Here is a 17,749-nt window from a genome sequence, read left to right on the forward strand (position 1 = left end):
AAGACGGCTTGCCGACTGACCTGCGGATTTGAGTGACAAACCCATGCCAAAACGTACAGACATAAAAAGCATCCTGATTCTCGGCGCTGGCCCGATTGTGATCGGCCAGGCCTGTGAATTCGACTACTCCGGCGCCCAGGCCTGTAAAGCCCTGCGCGAAGAGGGCTACCGCGTCATCCTGGTGAACTCCAACCCAGCCACCATCATGACCGACCCGGACATGGCCGACGCCACCTACATCGAGCCGATCAAGTGGCAGACGGTTGCCAAGATCATCGAGAAAGAGCGTCCAGACGCACTGCTGCCAACCATGGGCGGCCAGACTGCACTGAACTGCGCCCTGGACCTGGAGCGCGAAGGCGTGCTGGAAAAATTCGGCGTTGAGATGATCGGCGCGAATGCCGACACCATCGACAAGGCTGAAGACCGTTCGCGTTTCGACAAGGCCATGAAGTCCATCGGCCTTGACTGCCCGCGCTCCGGTATTGCCCACAGCATGGAAGAGGCCAACGCGGTTCTCGAAAAGCTGGGCTTCCCGTGCATCATTCGTCCGTCCTTCACCATGGGCGGCACCGGTGGCGGTATTGCATACAACCGTGAAGAGTTCGAAGAAATCTGCGCGCGCGGTCTGGACCTGTCGCCGACTAAAGAACTGCTGATCGACGAATCCCTGATCGGCTGGAAAGAGTACGAAATGGAGGTTGTCCGCGATAAGAAGGACAACTGCATCATCGTCTGCTCCATCGAAAACTTCGACCCGATGGGCGTGCACACCGGTGACTCGATCACCGTTGCTCCGGCACAGACCCTGACGGACAAGGAATACCAGATCATGCGTAACGCCTCGTTGGCGGTATTGCGTGAGATCGGCGTTGAAACCGGTGGTTCCAACGTTCAGTTCGGTATCTGCCCGGACACCGGTCGTATGGTCGTGATCGAGATGAACCCGCGTGTGTCGCGTTCTTCGGCACTGGCATCGAAAGCGACCGGCTTCCCGATTGCGCGCATCGCCGCCAAGTTGGCGATCGGTTACACCTTGGACGAGCTGCAAAACGAAATCACGGGCGGCGCTACTCCGGCGTCCTTCGAGCCGTCTATCGACTACGTTGTGACCAAGCTGCCACGGTTTGCCTTCGAGAAATTCGCCAAGGCTGACGCGCGCCTGACCACCCAGATGAAATCCGTGGGTGAAGTCATGGCCATCGGCCGGACTTTCCAGGAATCCCTGCAGAAAGCCCTTCGCGGCCTGGAAGTGGGTGTTTGCGGCCTGGATGAAAAGCTCGACCTGAGCAACCCGGAAAGCATGAGCGTGCTCAAGCGCGAGCTGACCGTGCCGGGCGCCGAGCGCATCTGGTACGTGGCCGATGCTTTCCGCGCCGGCATGACCGTCGAACAGATCTTCGGCATGAACATGATCGACCCGTGGTTCCTGGTGCAGATCGAAGACCTGATCAAGGAAGAAGAGAAGGTCAAGACCCTCGGTCTGTCCTCTATCGACCGCGACCTGATGTTCCGCCTCAAGCGCAAAGGCTTCTCCGACCAGCGTCTGGCCAAGCTGCTGGGTGTGACCGAGAAGAACCTGCGCACCCAACGCCACAAGCTGGAAATCTTCCCGGTCTACAAGCGCGTTGACACCTGCGCGGCCGAGTTCGCCACTGACACCGCGTACCTGTACTCCACTTACGAGGAAGAGTGCGAAGCCGCGCCATCGGGCCGCGACAAGATCATTATCCTGGGCGGCGGGCCAAACCGTATCGGCCAGGGCATCGAGTTCGACTACTGCTGCGTACACGCCGCCCTCGCCCTGCGCGAAGACGGGTACGAGACCATCATGGTCAACTGCAACCCGGAAACCGTTTCCACTGACTACGACACTTCCGACCGTCTGTACTTCGAGCCGGTAACTCTGGAAGACGTGCTGGAAATCTGCCGCGTCGAGAAGCCAAAGGGCGTGATCGTCCAGTACGGCGGCCAAACCCCGCTGAAACTGGCTCGCGCACTGGAAGCAGCCGGCGTGCCGATCATCGGTACCAGCCCTGACGCTATCGACCGTGCCGAAGACCGTGAGCGCTTCCAGCAAATGGTTGAGCGCCTGAACCTGCGTCAGCCGCCTAACGCTACCGTGCGCAGCGAAGACGAAGCCATTCGTGCAGCCAGCAAGATCGGCTACCCGCTGGTGGTGCGTCCGTCCTACGTATTGGGCGGCCGTGCGATGGAAATCGTTTACGAAGAAGAAGAACTCAAGCGTTACCTGCGTGATGCGGTGAAAGTGTCCAACGACAGCCCGGTGCTGCTGGACCACTTCCTCAACTGCGCGATCGAAATGGACGTGGATGCGGTTTGCGACGGTACCGACGTCGTGATCGGCGCGATCATGCAGCACATCGAACAGGCGGGTGTTCACTCCGGTGACTCCGCATGCTCGCTGCCGCCGTACTCGCTGCCGGCGCACATCCAGGACGAGATGCGTGAACAGGTCAAGAAAATGGCCCTGGAACTGGGCGTTGTCGGCCTGATGAACGTTCAGTTGGCGCTGCAAGGCGAAGACATCTACGTCATCGAAGTCAACCCGCGTGCTTCGCGTACCGTGCCATTTGTATCCAAGTGCATCGGTGTGTCCCTGGCCATGATCGCTGCCCGCGTGATGGCGGGTAAGACCCTGAAGGAAATCGGCTTCACCAAGGAAATCATTCCTAACTTCTACAGCGTGAAAGAGGCGGTGTTCCCATTCGCCAAATTCCCTGGTGTGGACCCGATCCTGGGCCCAGAGATGAAGTCCACCGGTGAAGTGATGGGTGTGGGCGACACTTTCGGTGAAGCATTCGCCAAGGCCCAGATGGGTGCCAGTGAAGTGCTGCCGACCGGTGGTACTGCATTCATCAGCGTGCGTGACGACGACAAACCGCTGGTTGCAGGCGTGGCCCGTGATCTGATCAACTTGGGCTTTGAAGTCGTGGCCACCGCCGGGACCGCCAAGCTGATCGAAGCTGCCGGCCTGAAAGTGCGTCGCGTGAACAAGGTGACGGAAGGCCGTCCGCATGTGGTCGACATGATCAAGAATGACGAAGTCACGCTGATCATCAACACCACCGAAGGTCGCCAGTCGATCGCGGATTCCTACTCCATTCGTCGTAATGCCTTGCAGCACAAGATCTACTGCACCACCACCATTGCTGCTGGCGAAGCCATATGCGAAGCGCTCAAGTTCGGTCCGGAAAAGACCGTGCGTCGCTTGCAGGATCTACACGCAGGATTGAAGGCATGACCAAATACCCAATGACCGTCCAGGGCTTCAAGGCCCTGGAAGAGGAGCACGCCCATCTGACCAAGGTCGTCCGTCCAAAGCTGAGCCAGGACATCGGTACGGCCCGCGAGCTGGGTGACTTGAAGGAAAACGCCGAATACCACGCTGCTCGCGAGCAGCAGGGTATGGTTGAGGCGCGGATCCGTGATATCGAAGGCCGCCTGCAGAATTCGGTGGTGATCGACGTAACGACCATTACTAAAACCGGCAAGGTGATTTTCGGCACCACCGTGGAAATCGCCAACGTCGAAACGGACGAAAGCGTGGTTTACCAAATCGTCGGTGAGGACGAGGCTGACTTCAAACTCGGCAAGATCTCCGTCGGTTCACCACTGGCCCGCGCCTTGATTGCCAAGGAAGAGGGGGATGTGGTGACCGTTAAGACGCCAGGTGGCGTGACCGAGTACGAGATTGTTGAAGTCCGTCACGTCTGAAAGGCGGCGCCCGCTTCGCGCGGGTGCCATGCTTTGGCAGCTCGCCCAGATGCTTTGGGTGGGCGGCCTATGGTTGTTGCACATCGGTGTGCTGCCGGTGCTGGGCCTGATTGGCCTGGCGCCGCTGCTGATCGATGAGCTCAACGGAATGCTGAGTGCGCTGCTGGTCGGTTTTGCAGCGGCGTGCGTGACGCTCCAGGCATTGGTGCTGGTCAAGGTCGAGGGTTTGGGGAGCTTGTGGCGGGATATTCGCGGCCAACTGCTGTTGATGGCGCTCTATGCGTGCGCAATGTTTTGCGTGGTGCATGTGTGGCTGCCGCAAGCGTTGCGCTGGCAGCTGTTCAGCTATCTTGTGCTAGGGTTCTCCGGCCTGGTGCTGGTTATACAGCCGGCGCCGGGATGGAGTGGCAGGGCGCGCGAAGCACGCCCGTGACCCTTGTTGTCATTTGACAGCTATTATTTGAAGCGGTGTACGTTCGACAGCTGCTTGTTGACGCTGAAGTTCTTGCGATACAGCAGCGCCATCTTGCCGATGACCTGAACCAGATCCGCTTTGCCGACCTTGCACAGTTCTGCAATGGCGGCCAAACGCGCTTCGCGGTCAAGGATGTTGACCTTGATCTTGATCAGTTCGTGATCGCCCAATGCGCGTTCAAGTTCGGCTAACACACCTTCAGTCAAACCGTTGTCTGCCACAATCAGAACTGGTTTCAGATGGTGGCCAATGGATTTGTACTGTTTCTTCTGCTCTTGAGTGAGCGGCATAATCTGACCCCTGCGTCTGATCTTGTAAAAAGCGGCGGCCAGTTTACCCGAGCGAGTCCGGGACCGCCCAGTTAATCACGACCCGTTTTATTTTCGAGGTGGCCCGTGGCCCGTTCCAAAACTAGTCTTAAGTGGCTGCAAGAGCATTTCAACGATCCTTACGTCAAAAAGGCGCAAAAGGACGGCTACCGTTCCCGGGCCAGCTACAAACTGCTGGAGATCCAGGACAAGGACAAATTGATTCGTCCAGGCATGAGCGTTATTGACCTTGGCGCAGCCCCTGGCGGTTGGTCCCAAGTGACCAGTCGTCTGATTGGTGGGCAAGGTCGACTGATCGCTTCCGATATTCTGGAAATGGACAGCATCCCGGATGTGACCTTTGTTCATGGTGACTTCACCCAGGACGCGGTGCTCGCACAGATCCTTGAAGCTGTGGGAAATTCGCAGGTAGACCTTGTGATTTCCGACATGGCCCCCAATATGAGTGGATTACCGGCTGTTGATATGCCGCGCGCGATGTTCCTTTGTGAGCTGGCGCTGGATTTGGCAGGTCGGGTTTTGCGTCCTGGCGGTGATTTTCTGGTGAAAGTCTTCCAGGGTGAAGGTTTTGACGAGTACCACAAGAACATCCGCAAGCTGTTCGACAAGGTGCAAACGCGCAAACCTGACTCTTCCCGAGACAGGTCTCGCGAGCAATACCTGCTGTGCCGCGGCTTCCGCGGTGTTGAAGGTGCAGCGAGTGAAGAGCGTTTTTGAGAAATTCGAGGAAGGCGATAGGTTTTTTTATATCGCTTTCGTCATGAAGCTTTACGAATATTGTGTAGTCAAAGTTTCACAAAGGGTTACAGACGGCGCCTGCCAGAGTTGTAGGTAATGTAGTAAGTTAGGCCGGTGAATATCATGCGAAGCGCGCGCCAGTAGCGGAGCTTGCTTCAGAGGGTAGTTAATTGAACGATATGGCAAAGAATCTGATCCTGTGGTTGATCATCGCGGCTGTCCTGGTGACGGTGATGAACAACTTCTCCAGCCCTAACGAGCCGCAGACCCTCAACTATTCCGACTTCATCCAGCAAGTTAAGGATGGCAAGGTCGAGCGCGTAGCGGTTGATGGCTACGTGATTACCGGCAAACGCAACGATGGCGACAGCTTCAAGACCATTCGTCCGGCAATTCAGGACAACGGTCTGATCGGCGACCTGGTGGATAACCATGTGGTTGTTGAAGGCAAGCAGCCTGAGCAGCAGAGCATCTGGACCCAGCTCCTGGTGGCCAGCTTCCCGATCCTGGTGATTATCGCCGTGTTCATGTTCTTCATGCGCCAGATGCAAGGTGGCGCGGGAGGCAAGGGCGGGCCGATGAGCTTCGGCAAGAGCAAGGCACGCCTGCTCTCCGAGGATCAGGTGAAGACCACCCTGGCTGACGTCGCAGGTTGTGATGAAGCCAAGGAAGAAGTCGGTGAGCTGGTTGAATTCCTGCGCGATCCGGGCAAGTTCCAGCGCCTGGGCGGCCGTATTCCTCGCGGCGTGCTGATGGTCGGCCCTCCGGGCACCGGTAAAACCTTGCTGGCCAAGGCGATTGCCGGCGAAGCCAAGGTGCCGTTCTTCACGATTTCCGGTTCTGACTTCGTCGAGATGTTTGTCGGTGTTGGTGCCAGCCGTGTTCGCGATATGTTCGAGCAGGCCAAGAAGCACGCCCCGTGCATCATTTTCATCGACGAAATCGACGCTGTTGGTCGCCATCGTGGTGCTGGCATGGGCGGTGGTCACGATGAGCGTGAGCAGACCCTCAACCAGTTGCTGGTGGAGATGGACGGCTTCGAAATGAATGACGGCATTATCGTCATCGCCGCCACCAACCGTCCGGACGTACTGGACCCTGCGCTGCTGCGTCCAGGCCGTTTCGACCGCCAGGTTGTGGTGGGTCTGCCGGACATCCGTGGTCGCGAACAGATTTTGAAAGTACATATGCGCAAAGTGCCGATGGGTGACGATGTGGCTCCGGCCGTGATTGCCCGTGGTACGCCAGGCTTCTCCGGTGCTGACCTCGCCAACCTGGTGAACGAGGCTTCGCTGTTCGCTGCCCGTACCGGCAAGCGCATCGTTGAAATGAAAGAGTTCGAACTGGCAAAAGACAAGATCATGATGGGCGCCGAGCGCAAATCCATGGTCATGTCCGAGAAAGAGAAGCAGAACACCGCTTATCACGAAGCCGGTCACGCCATTGTTGGTCGTGTGGTGCCTGAGCATGACCCGGTTTACAAGGTGTCGATCATACCTCGTGGTCGGGCGTTGGGTGTCACCATGTTCCTGCCTGAAGAGGATCGTTACAGCCTCTCCAAGCGTGCGCTGATCAGTCAGATCTGCTCACTGTATGGTGGTCGTATTGCTGAAGAGATGACGCTTGGCTTTGATGGCGTCACCACCGGCGCCTCCAACGACATTATGCGTGCCAGTCAGATTGCGCGGAACATGGTGACCAAGTGGGGCTTGTCTGAAAAGCTTGGTCCCTTGATGTATGCCGAAGAAGAAGGCGAAGTGTTCCTGGGTCGTGGCGGTGGCGGTCAAGCTGCCAGCTTCTCGGGTGAAACGGCCAAGCTGATCGACTCCGAAGTGCGCAGCATCATTGACCAGTGCTACGGCACGGCCAAACAGATCCTGACCGACAACCGCGACAAGCTGGATGCCATGGCTGATGCGTTGATGAAGTACGAGACCATTGATGCCGACCAGATCGACGACATCATGGCGGGTCGTACACCTCGTGAGCCTCGCGATTGGGAAGGTGGTTCGGGCACTTCTGGCACTCCGCCAGTGGTTCAGAACGAGCGCCCTGAAGCCCCGATCGGCGGTCCGGCAGCTGACCACTAAGGTTTGAAATGACTTCTGCGTTGTCCTTAACCCGGTTGCCTTGCGGCAACCGGGTTCTTGATTTGGCCCATACACATGTCATGGGCATTCTTAATGTAACCCCCGATTCCTTTTCCGACGGTGGCCGCTTCAGTCAACTCGATGCCGCATTGCGTCATGCCGAGGCGATGGTGGCGGCTGGCGCGACCTTGATTGATGTGGGGGGTGAGTCGACTCGCCCGGGTGCTCGCGTTGTTTCTCCCCTTGAGGAGTTGGAGCGAGTGGCGCCGGTCGTCGAGCGCATTGCTCGCGAGCTGGATGTGATCATTTCGGTGGATACATCCACTCCGGCCGTGATGCGCGAGACAGCGCGCCTGGGGGCGGGGCTCATCAACGATGTGCGCTCCCTGCAGCGGGACGGTGCCCTGGATGCAGCAGCGGCAACCGGTCTGCCGGTGTGCCTGATGCATATGCTGGGCGAGCCCGGCAATATGCAAGACAGTCCGCACTATGACGATCTCGTGGGTGAAGTGAGTGGGTTTCTTGCTGAAAGGATCGCTCAGTGCGCCAAGGTGGGAATCGCTGCCGAGAAGATCATCCTTGATCCCGGGTTTGGCTTTGCCAAGACCCTTCAGCACAATTTAAGCCTGTTCAAGCATATGGAAGCCTTGCATGCGCTTGGTCGGCCCCTGTTGGTCGGTGTTTCGCGCAAGAGCATGATAGGGCTTGCATTGAATCGTCCGGTGGGTGAGCGGTTGTACGGTGGCCTTGCTCTGGCAGCGCTTGCGGTTACCAAGGGCGCGCGTATCTTGCGTGTGCATGACGTCGCCGAGACTGTCGACGTGGTGCGTATGCTTGCCGCGGTAGAATCAGCCGAATAAGAACGATGGAGCACTTATGACTAAAAAATATTTTGGCACCGACGGTATCCGTGGTCGGGTCGGCGAATTTCCGATTACTCCTGATTTCATGCTCAAGCTGGGTTGGGCGGCAGGCATGGCGTTCCGCAGCATGGGCGCTTGCCGCATTCTGGTGGGCAAGGACACCCGTATTTCCGGTTACATGTTTGAGTCCGCGCTGGAGGCCGGCTTGTCCGCCGCAGGTGCTGACGTAATGCTGCTGGGGCCAATGCCGACACCGGCGATCGCGTACCTGACGCGTACCTTCCACGCTGAAGCCGGTATCGTGATCAGTGCCTCGCACAACCCTCATGATGACAATGGCATCAAGTTTTTCTCGGGGCAGGGCACCAAGCTGCCGGATGCAATCGAGCTGATGATCGAAGAGCTGCTGGATGCACCGATGACGGTGGTTGAGTCCAGCAAGCTGGGCAAGGTCTCGCGCATCAACGATGCGTCTGGCCGCTACATCGAGTTTTGCAAGAGCAGCGTGCCGACCAGTACCAATTTTGCCGGGCTGAAGCTTGTTGTCGATTGCGCCCATGGTGCGACCTACAAAGTGGCTCCGAGTGTATTCAAGGAGCTGGGCGCCGATGTGACGGTGCTGTCGGCTCAGCCGAATGGTTTGAATATCAACGAAAACTGCGGCTCCACCCATATGGAGCAGTTGCAGGCGGCTGTCCTGGCTGAGCATGCTGATCTTGGTATTGCGTTCGACGGAGATGGCGATCGTGTGCTGATGGTGGATCACACTGGGGCTATCGTGGATGGCGATGATTTGTTGTTCATCATTGCTCGCGACCTGCATGAGCGTGACAAGTTACAGGGCGGCGTCGTTGGCACCCTGATGAGCAACCTGGGGCTGGAACTGGCCTTGGCAGACCTTGGAATTCCCTTCGTGCGCGCCAATGTCGGTGACCGCTATGTGATCGCCGAGCTGCTGGAGCGTAACTGGCAGGTGGGCGGTGAGAACTCGGGGCATGTGGTTTGCTTCCAGCACACGACGACTGGCGATGCGATTATTGCCGCGTTGCAGGTGCTGCTGTCCTTGCGTCGTCGTGAGGAGAGCCTTGCTCAGGCGCGCCAGGCGCTTCGTAAGTGCCCGCAGGTTTTGCTCAATGTGCGTTTTGCCGGTGGCGAAAACCCGATCGAGCACCCTGCGGTCAAAGACGCCTGCGAGCGCGTGACCCTGGCAATGGCGGGGCGTGGGCGGGTGTTACTGCGCAAGTCCGGCACGGAGCCTCTGGTGCGCGTCATGGTCGAAGGTGAAGATGAAACACAGGTTCGCGGCCATGCCGAAGACCTGGCAAAACTGGTAACTGAAATTTGCGCCTGAATTCGGCTTGCCAGTGTTGATGTGGTTGGGTAACATCTGCGCCCACTTTGACCGACGGGGTACAGCATGCGTCGCACTATGGTAGCTGGTAACTGGAAGATGCACGGTACCCGCGCCAGTGTCGCTGAGCTGATCAATGGCCTTCGTCACTTGGCCTTGCCTAGCGGTGTTGATGTTGCGGTTTTCCCGCCTTGCTTGCATATCAACCAAGTGGTTGATGGCTTGAAAGGTAAGTCGATTCAGGTCGGTGCGCAGAATTCTGCGGTGGAGCCCATGCAAGGTGCTTTGACCGGTGAAATTTCGCCGAGTCAGTTGGTAGATGCGGGTTGTTCCTATGTGCTTGTCGGGCACTCCGAGCGCCGTCAGATGATGGGCGAGCGTGATGGGACACTTAATCGCAAGTTCGCAGCGGCACAGGCTTGTGGCTTGATTCCGGTGTTGTGCATAGGGGAGACCCTTGAGCAGCGTGAATCGGGTAAAACTCTTGAAGTTGTCTCGCGTCAGCTGGGCAGCATCATCGAGGAGCTGGGTGTTGGTGCGTTTGCAAAGGCAGTAATTGCTTACGAGCCGGTCTGGGCCATTGGCACCGGGCTGACTGCTACACCGCAACAGGCGCAGGATGTGCACGCAGCCATTCGCGCACAGTTGGCGGCAGAGAATTCTGAGGTCGCGCAAGGTGTGCGGCTTCTATACGGCGGCAGCGTGAAGGCGGCCAATGCGGTCGAACTGTTCGGCATGCCGGATATCGATGGGGGGCTCATTGGTGGAGCTTCCCTGAATGCAGATGAGTTCGGTGCGATTTGTCGCGCCGCGGGAAACTGAAAAAATGCTGGAAACAGTCGTAGTCGTTTTTCATCTGTTGGCTGCCCTGGGCGTAGTTGCCCTGGTTTTGTTGCAACAGGGTAAAGGTGCGGATGCTGGTGCGTCTTTCGGTGCAGGTGCTTCAAATACTGTGTTCGGAAGCCAAGGTTCCTCTACCTTTCTTAGTAAGTTTACTGCTATACTTGCCGCCGGTTTCTTCATAACCAGCTTGGGGTTAGGTTACTTTGCTAAAGAGAAAGCTCATGTGCTGACTCAAGTAGGTCTCCCAAACCCAGCAGTGTTGGAAGTACCAAAAGCAAAACCGGCTTCTGATGATGTCCCGGTGCTTCAAGAGCAAAAGTCGGCTACTCCAGCGACTGACGTGCCTCCAGCTCAAGAGCAGAAGTAAGAAGGGTTGTAAACGCTGTATTGCCGAGGTGGTGGAATTGGTAGACACGCAACCTTGAGGTGGTTGTGCCCATAGGGTGTAGGGGTTCGAGTCCCCTTCTCGGTACCAATTATCAGGAGAGCCCGCTGTTGCGGGCTTTCTTGTAGGTGGAAGGTTACATTGACCCTGTAAGGGATCGGTCGTATACTTCCGCCCCAGCTTTGTCGCGGGGTGGAGCAGTCTGGTAGCTCGTCGGGCTCATAACCCGAAGGTCGTCGGTTCAAATCCGGCCCCCGCAACCAGTTTTAGCGGAGCCCCTTTTAAGGGGCTTTTTGTTAGCTGGACACTTTCAACGCCGCTATTCGACGGCGTTTCAAGGATGGGCGTTTCGCCCATTTTTTTATTTTGCACAGCATGCACATACATGCACGAGGGGGTTCAGGTGTCGAGCAAGCTAGAAGAGTTGCAGGCCTTGTTGGCCCCGGTGGTCGTGGCCCTAGGCTATGAATGCTGGGGTATTGAGTTTTCGGCTCAAGGTCGCCACTCAATGTTGCGCGTTTATATCGATAAAGAGGGCGGTGTGCTGGTGGACGATTGTGCCATTGTCAGCCGTCAGATCAGCGGTGTCCTGGATGTTGAAGATCCAATCTCCGTTGAATATACCCTCGAAGTTTCCTCGCCAGGCATGGAACGCCCACTGTTCACTATTGATCAGTTTGCAAAATTTGCCGGTGAACAAGTGAAGATCAAGCTGCGCTCCCCGTTCGAAGGGCGACGCAACTTTCAGGGCCTTCTGCGCGGTGTAGAAGAACAGGATGTCGTGGTGCAGGTAGAAGACCATGAATTCCTGTTGCCGATCGATATGATCGACAAGGCCAACATTATTCCCAGTTTTGACTGAGACGCGGATCCCGCGGATCCAATGGCTTGCGAAAGGCGAGGCGTACGATGAGCAAAGAAGTACTGCTGGTTGTTGAGTCGGTATCCAATGAAAAGGGCGTACCGGCAAACGTGATTTTTGAAGCGCTGGAGCTGGCCCTGGCCACTGCTACCAAAAAGCGTTTTGAAGACGAAGTGGATCTGCGTGTGGAAATCAACCGCCACACCGGTGCCTATGAGACTTTCCGTCGCTGGACGGTCGTCGAAGAAGCCGATCTTGATGATCCGGCCATCGAAACCTGGCCGAGCAAGGTTGCCGAAACGCACCCTGGCGCTCAGGTAGGTGATGTCGTCGAAGAAAAGATCGAATCGATCGAGTTCGGCCGTATTGCTGCACAGACCGCCAAGCAGGTCATCGTGCAGAAGGTTCGCGAAGCCGAGCGCGCTCAAGTCGTTGACGCTTATCGCGAGCGCCTGGGTGAAATTATCTCCGGCACCGTGAAAAAAGTCACCCGCGACAACGTGATCGTCGACCTGGGTAACAACGCAGAAGCGTTGCTGGCCCGCGAAGACATCATCTCTCGCGAAACCTTCCGGGTTGGCGTACGTCTGCGTGCGCTGCTCAAGGAAATCCGCACCGAGAACCGCGGCCCTCAGTTGATCCTGTCGCGTACCGCGCCGGAAATGCTGATCGAGCTGTTCCGTATTGAAGTGCCGGAAATCGCCGAAGGCCTGATCGAAGTCATGGCTGCGTCCCGCGACCCGGGTTCGCGCGCCAAGATCGCGGTCCGCTCCAAGGACAAACGCATTGACCCGCAAGGTGCTTGCATTGGTATGCGCGGTTCGCGCGTCCAGGCAGTGTCGGGCGAGTTGGGCGGTGAGCGTGTGGACATCGTCCTGTGGGACGATAACCCGGCGCAGTTCGTGATCAACGCCATGTCGCCAGCTGAAGTGGCGGCAATTATCGTTGACGAAGATGCCCATGCAATGGACATCGCCGTTGGCGCAGACAATCTGGCTCAGGCCATTGGTCGTGGTGGTCAGAACGTGCGTCTGGCCAGCCAACTGACCGGTTGGACCCTGAACGTGATGACCGAATCGGACATCCAGGCTAAGCAGCAAGCTGAAACCGGTGACATCCTGCGCAACTTCATCGACGAGCTGGAAGTCGACGAAGACCTGGCGCAGGTGCTGGTAGATGAAGGCTTCACCAGCCTGGAAGAGATTGCCTACGTACCGTTGGAAGAAATGCTCAACATCGACGGCTTTGACGAAGACACCGTCAACGAGCTTCGCGCTCGGGCCAAGGATCGTTTGTTGACTAAAGCCATCGCTACTGAGGAAAAGCTGGCAGACGCCCATCCGGCCGAAGACCTGCTCTCGCTTGAGGGTATGGACAAGGATTTGGCGATGGAACTGGCGGTGCGCGGCGTAATTACCCGCGAAGACCTGGCCGAGCAGTCTATTGACGATCTGCTCGACATCGACGGCATTGACGATGATCGTGCCGGCAAGTTGATCATGGCCGCCCGAGCCCATTGGTTCGAGTAACTAGGCGCGGCCTGAGGAGAGAAGTGCATGACGCAAGTCACGGTGAAACAACTGGCCGATGAGGTCAAAACACCGGTAGAGCGCCTGTTGCAGCAGATGCGTGAGGCAGGTCTGCCGCACACCGCCGCCGATGAAGGTGTGAGCGACAGTGAGAAGCAGTCTTTGCTGACTCACTTGAAGAGCAGCCACAAGGCGAAAGTGGAAGAACCGCGCAAGATTACATTGCAGCGCAAAACCACCAGCACCCTGCGTGTTGCTGGTAGCAAGAGCATCAGCGTTGAAGTACGCAAGAAGAAAGTCTTCGTACAGCGCAGCCCGGAAGAAATTGAAGCCGAGCGCAAACGCGAACTGGAAGAACGTCGCGCAGTAGAAAATGCTGCTCGTCAGAAGGCTGAAGAAGAAGCCAAGCGTCGCGCCGAAGAAGAAGCGCGTCGCCAGCCTGCTGCTGCGCAACCTGCTGCCACTGAGGCGGTCGCCGCGCCTGTTGAAGCTGTGCGTGAGGCCGCTCCGGTTGCCGCTGCACCTGCTCCTGCAGCTGACGCTCGCAAGCGTGACGAACCTCGTCGTCCGGACAAACCACGTGCCGACGATAATAATCGTCGCGGTGGTGGTGGCGATGGCGAGCGTAAAAACGCTCCGCATCGTGCCTCGGTCAAAGAGAAAGCGCCTGCTCCACGCGTTGCCCCGCGTACTACCGACGAAGAAAGCGATGGCTTCCGTCGTGGTGGTCGCGGCAAGGCCAAGCTGAAAAAGCGTAACGCCCACGGTTTCCAGAGCCCAACCGGCCCTGTCGTGCGTGATGTGCAGATCGGCGAGACCATCACTGTTGGCGATCTCGCCAATCAGATGTCGGTCAAGGCTGCTGAAATCATCAAGTTCATGTTCAAACTGGGTACTCCAGCAACCATCAACCAGGTGCTTGATCAGGAAACTGCTCAACTGGTAGCCGAAGAACTGGGCCACAAAGTGACCCTGGTCAGCGATACCGCTCTGGAAGACTCCCTGGCCGAGTCCTTGAAGTTTGAAGGTGAGACGTTCTCCCGTGCGCCAGTCGTGACCGTAATGGGCCACGTTGACCATGGTAAGACGTCGCTGCTCGATTACATTCGTCGTGCCAAGGTAGCTGCTGGCGAAGCCGGCGGTATCACCCAGCACATCGGCGCGTACCACGTTGAAACCGAACGCGGCATGGTTACTTTCCTCGACACCCCAGGTCACGCCGCGTTTACCGCAATGCGTGCCCGTGGTGCCAAGGCGACTGACATCGTGATCCTGGTTGTTGCAGCGGACGACGGCGTGATGCCGCAGACCATTGAAGCTGTCCAGCACGCCAAGGCTGCTGGTGTTCCACTGGTTGTTGCAGTGAACAAAATCGACAAGCCGGGCGCCGATCTTGATCGCATCCGTAGCGAACTGTCGGTTCACGGCGTGACGTCCGAAGAGTGGGGCGGTGATACGCCGTTTGTCTCGGTCTCGGCGAAAGTCGGTACCGGTGTAGACGAACTGCTCGAAGCAGTCCTGCTGCAAGCTGAAGTACTCGAACTGAAAGCCACTCCATCGGCCCCGGGTCGTGGCGTTGTGGTTGAATCGCGTCTCGACAAAGGTCGTGGCCCGGTTGCAACCGTACTGGTTCAAGACGGTACCCTGCGCCAAGGCGACATGGTGCTGGTCGGTTCGAACTATGGCCGTGTACGTGCCATGCTCGACGAGAACGGCAAGCCAATCAAAGAAGCCGGTCCTTCCATCCCTGTCGAGATCCTCGGCCTGGACGGTACTCCGGACGCTGGCGACGAGATGAGCGTAGTTGCTGACGAGAAGAAAGCCCGTGAAGTGGCTCTGTTCCGTCAAGGCAAGTTCCGCGAAGTCAAACTGGCTCGTGCTCACGCCGGCAAGCTGGAAAACATCTTTGAGAACATGGGTCAGGCAGAGAAGAAGACGCTCAACATCGTCCTCAAATCTGACGTTCGTGGTTCTCTCGAAGCGTTGAACGGCGCCTTGAACGGCCTGGGTAACGACGAAGTGCAAGTGCGTGTTGTCGGTGGCGGTGTCGGTGGTATCACCGAGTCCGACGCCAACCTGGCACTGGCTTCCAACGCTGTACTGTTCGGTTTCAACGTGCGTGCCGATGCTGGCGCTCGCAAGATCGTCGAGCAGGAAGGCCTGGACATGCGTTACTACAACGTCATCTACGACATCATCGAAGACGTCAAGAAAGCCCTTACCGGCATGCTTGGCAGTGACGTCCGGGAGAACATCCTGGGTGTTGCCGAGGTCCGTGACGTGTTCCGTTCGCCGAAATTCGGCGCGATTGCCGGCTGTATGGTTATCGAAGGCACTGTGCACCGTAACCGTCCAATCCGTGTACTGCGTGAAGACATCGTTATCTTCGAAGGCGAGCTGGAATCCCTGCGCCGCTTCAAGGATGACGCTTCTGAAGTACGTGCCGGCATGGAATGCGGTATCGGCGTCAAGAGCTACAACGACGTCAAGGCTGGCGACAAGATCGAAGTCTACGAGAAGGTTCAGGTTGCTCGCAGCCTCTAACTCGCGCACTTCCGGAGCCACGCAACGTGTGGGCATGCAGATGCCCCGCGCAGCGTACGGACTCTAAACGCAACGCCCGGTCTGGCTTTTGTCAGGCCGGGCGTTTGCCGCTTTCAGACCCCACGGGTTTCACCGTGTGGCAGTAACAGGTAACAAGACATGGCAAAAGAATACAGCCGTACCCAGCGTATCGGCGATCAAATGCAGCGCGAGTTGGCCCAGCTGATCCGTCGCGAAGTCAAAGACCCACGCGTTGGCCTGGTCACCATCACCGCCGTTGAAGTGAGCCGTGACGTTGGTCACGCGAAAATCTTCATCACCGTGATGGGGCAGGACAGCAGCGAAGAAATCGCGCAAAGCATCAAGGTGCTGAATTCGGCTGCAGGCTTCCTGCGCATGCAGTTGGCCCGTGAAATGAAGCTGCGCAGCGTGCCTCAGTTGCATTTCCACTACGACGAAAGCGTCGTGCGTGGTGCGCACCTGTCGGCACTGATCGAGCGCGCCGTGGCGGAAGACAGCCAGCACCCGTCCACACCTGAAGACGCCAAGGAGTAAGCGGTGGCTCAGGTCAAACGTATCCGTCGCAACGTCAGCGGCATCATTCTGCTCGACAAGCCCATTGGCTTTACCTCCAATGCCGCTTTGCAGAAGGTTCGCTGGTTGCTCAACGCCGAGAAGGCCGGGCATACCGGCAGCCTCGATCCCTTGGCCACCGGCGTATTGCCGTTGTGCTTTGGTGAAGCCACCAAGTTCTCGCAATACCTGCTCGATTCCGACAAGGGTTACGAAACCCTGATGCAACTGGGCAAGACCACCACCACGGCCGATGCCGAGGGTGATGTTTTGCAGGTTCGCGACGTGACCGTTGGTCGTGCTGATATTGAAGCTGCTTTACCCGGTTTTCGTGGGCAAATCAGTCAGATACCCCCGATGTACTCGGCGCTCAAGCGTGATGGGCAGCCTCTTTACAAGCTGGCACGTGCGGGCGAAGTAGTGGAGCGCGAACCGCGTTCTGTTACTATTGCTCGCTTGGAATTGCTCGCCTGTGAGGGCGACACTGCCCGCTTGGCCGTGGATTGCAGCAAAGGCACCTATATCCGTACCCTGGTGGAAGATATTGGTGAACAGCTCGGTTGCGGCGCGTACGTTGCAGAGCTGCGACGCACGCAGGCAGGGCCTTTCAGCCTTGCCCAGACGGTCACGCTGGAAGAGTTGGAAGCGGTACATGCCGAAGGCGGCAATGAAGCAGTTGATCGCTTCCTGATGCCATCGGACAGCGGTTTGCTGGACTGGCCATTGCTGCACTTCTCGGAGCACAGCGCGTTCTACTGGCTAAACGGCCAGCCGGTACGCGCTCCGGACGCTCCGAAGTTCGGTATGGTGCGGGTACAAGATCATAACGGTCGCTTTATCGGTATCGGTGAAGTGAGCGAAGACGGGCGCATCGCGCCACGTCGACTGATTCGGTCAGAATGACCGGACGAGTGTGGCTGTTAACAGGCACGGTCAACACTCATTTTTAGATACAGGGATTTGTCCCTGGCCTGTTGAAACTGCCCTTTGGGTGGTTTCCTGAAAAAAGGATTGCCTCATGGCTCTCGACGTTCAAGAAAAAGCACAAATCGTTGCTGACTATCAGCAAGCTGTTGGTGACACTGGTTCGCCAGAAGTGCAAGTTGCACTGCTGACCCACAACATCAACAAGCTGCAAGGTCACTTCAAGGCCAACGGTAAAGATCACCACTCCCGTCGTGGTCTGATCCGCATGGTAAACCAGCGCCGTAAGCTGCTGGACTACCTGAAAGGCAAGGATCTGGGTCGTTATCAGACTCTGATCGGTCGCCTGGGTCTGCGTCGCTAATAAGCGATTGCGCTAGAGGTTGGTTGTCTGCCGTGTGTCAGTGGGATTCCCGCTGGCCCATGGCAGGCTCCCAGCCTCAAGTTTTATCTGGATACACGTTTTACCCTGGACCAGGCTCGGGCCGATTCCCGACATTGCCCA

At 57.5% G+C, this 17,749-nt stretch carries 16 protein-coding genes and 2 tRNA genes; 17 read left to right on the forward strand and 1 reads right to left on the reverse strand.

Going from position 1 to position 17,749, the window contains the following annotated elements; all coding sequences use genetic code 11:
• Window positions 1-43 precede the first annotated feature (43 nt).
• Genes carB through JFT85_RS20270 form a run of 3 tightly spaced genes read left to right on the forward strand, consistent with a single transcriptional unit; the run spans window position 44 to window position 4,171 of the window.
• The gene (gene carB / locus JFT85_RS20260; protein ID WP_201230343.1) at window positions 44-3,265 is read left to right on the forward strand and encodes a carbamoyl-phosphate synthase large subunit; all 3,222 of its coding nucleotides are present in this window, start codon (window positions 44-46) and stop codon (window positions 3,263-3,265) included.
• Window positions 3,262-3,738: a transcription elongation factor GreA gene (gene greA, locus JFT85_RS20265; RefSeq protein ID WP_069552500.1), complete on the forward strand. Its 477-nt coding sequence runs from the start codon at window positions 3,262-3,264 to the stop codon at window positions 3,736-3,738. The genes carB and greA overlap by 4 nt, the downstream gene beginning before the upstream one ends.
• 28 nt (window positions 3,739-3,766) lie before the next feature.
• A complete protein-coding gene (locus JFT85_RS20270) occupies window positions 3,767-4,171 on the forward strand; it encodes an MFS transporter (RefSeq protein ID WP_169876296.1) in 405 nt (134 codons plus the stop codon).
• Window positions 4,172-4,194: 23 nt separating this feature from the next.
• On the opposite strand, the gene JFT85_RS20275 is transcribed toward JFT85_RS20270, so the two are convergent.
• Window positions 4,195-4,503, reverse strand: a complete 309-nt coding sequence (locus JFT85_RS20275) for a YhbY family RNA-binding protein (protein WP_017139256.1) — start codon at window positions 4,501-4,503, stop codon at window positions 4,195-4,197.
• 105 nt (window positions 4,504-4,608) lie between these two features.
• On the opposite strand from JFT85_RS20275, the gene rlmE reads away from it, so the two are divergent.
• The 14 genes from rlmE (at window position 4,609) to rpsO (ending at window position 17,608) form a co-directional block, all read left to right on the forward strand.
• Entirely contained in the window at window positions 4,609-5,259 is a 651-nt protein-coding gene (rlmE, locus tag JFT85_RS20280) for a 23S rRNA (uridine(2552)-2'-O)-methyltransferase RlmE (protein ID WP_032862906.1), read from the forward strand.
• A 200-nt stretch (window positions 5,260-5,459) separates the two neighbouring features.
• Window positions 5,460-7,370: an ATP-dependent zinc metalloprotease FtsH gene (gene ftsH / locus JFT85_RS20285; RefSeq protein ID WP_017478564.1), complete on the forward strand. Its 1,911-nt coding sequence runs from the start codon at window positions 5,460-5,462 to the stop codon at window positions 7,368-7,370.
• Between the two features lie 8 nt (window positions 7,371-7,378).
• Complete coding sequence (gene folP, locus JFT85_RS20290; protein WP_169876299.1) at window positions 7,379-8,230, forward strand: dihydropteroate synthase; 852 nt, start codon at window positions 7,379-7,381, stop codon at window positions 8,228-8,230.
• A gap of 16 nt (window positions 8,231-8,246) precedes the next feature.
• Entirely contained in the window at window positions 8,247-9,584 is a 1,338-nt protein-coding gene (gene glmM / locus JFT85_RS20295) for a phosphoglucosamine mutase (RefSeq protein ID WP_053258075.1), read from the forward strand.
• A 66-nt stretch (window positions 9,585-9,650) separates the two neighbouring features.
• The gene (gene tpiA, locus JFT85_RS20300; protein ID WP_003194193.1) at window positions 9,651-10,406 is read left to right on the forward strand and encodes a triose-phosphate isomerase; all 756 of its coding nucleotides are present in this window, start codon (window positions 9,651-9,653) and stop codon (window positions 10,404-10,406) included.
• Between the two features lie 4 nt (window positions 10,407-10,410).
• Window positions 10,411-10,794 (forward strand): preprotein translocase subunit SecG, encoded by a 384-nt coding sequence (gene secG, locus JFT85_RS20305; RefSeq protein WP_010206600.1) that lies wholly within the window; start codon window positions 10,411-10,413, stop codon window positions 10,792-10,794.
• Between the two features lie 22 nt (window positions 10,795-10,816).
• Window positions 10,817-10,902, forward strand: a tRNA-Leu gene (locus JFT85_RS20310).
• A gap of 96 nt (window positions 10,903-10,998) precedes the next feature.
• A tRNA-Met gene (locus JFT85_RS20315) sits at window positions 10,999-11,075 on the forward strand.
• Window positions 11,076-11,215: 140 nt separating this feature from the next.
• Window positions 11,216-11,674, forward strand: a complete 459-nt coding sequence (gene rimP, locus JFT85_RS20320; protein WP_003235029.1) for a ribosome maturation factor RimP — start codon at window positions 11,216-11,218, stop codon at window positions 11,672-11,674.
• A 47-nt stretch (window positions 11,675-11,721) separates the two neighbouring features.
• Window positions 11,722-13,203 (forward strand): transcription termination factor NusA, encoded by a 1,482-nt coding sequence (gene nusA / locus JFT85_RS20325; protein WP_003212187.1) that lies wholly within the window; start codon window positions 11,722-11,724, stop codon window positions 13,201-13,203.
• A gap of 27 nt (window positions 13,204-13,230) precedes the next feature.
• Window positions 13,231-15,747, forward strand: coding sequence for a translation initiation factor IF-2 (infB, locus tag JFT85_RS20330; protein ID WP_069552498.1), 2,517 nt, complete (start codon window positions 13,231-13,233; stop codon window positions 15,745-15,747).
• Window positions 15,748-15,906: 159 nt separating this feature from the next.
• Window positions 15,907-16,302 (forward strand): 30S ribosome-binding factor RbfA, encoded by a 396-nt coding sequence (gene rbfA / locus JFT85_RS20335; protein WP_016973761.1) that lies wholly within the window; start codon window positions 15,907-15,909, stop codon window positions 16,300-16,302.
• 3 nt (window positions 16,303-16,305) lie between these two features.
• Window positions 16,306-17,223 carry a tRNA pseudouridine(55) synthase TruB gene (truB, locus tag JFT85_RS20340; RefSeq protein WP_003235022.1) on the forward strand — a complete coding sequence of 306 codons (918 nt, stop codon included), beginning with the start codon at window positions 16,306-16,308 and terminating at the stop codon, window positions 17,221-17,223.
• Window positions 17,224-17,338: 115 nt separating this feature from the next.
• Complete coding sequence (gene rpsO / locus JFT85_RS20345; RefSeq protein ID WP_003177875.1) at window positions 17,339-17,608, forward strand: 30S ribosomal protein S15; 270 nt, start codon at window positions 17,339-17,341, stop codon at window positions 17,606-17,608.
• The last annotated feature ends 141 nt before the right edge of the window (window positions 17,609-17,749 follow it).

Source organism: Pseudomonas sp. TH04 (assembly GCF_016651355.1).
In the GTDB taxonomy this organism is placed as follows: Bacteria; Pseudomonadota; Gammaproteobacteria; order Pseudomonadales; family Pseudomonadaceae; genus Aquipseudomonas; species Aquipseudomonas fluorescens.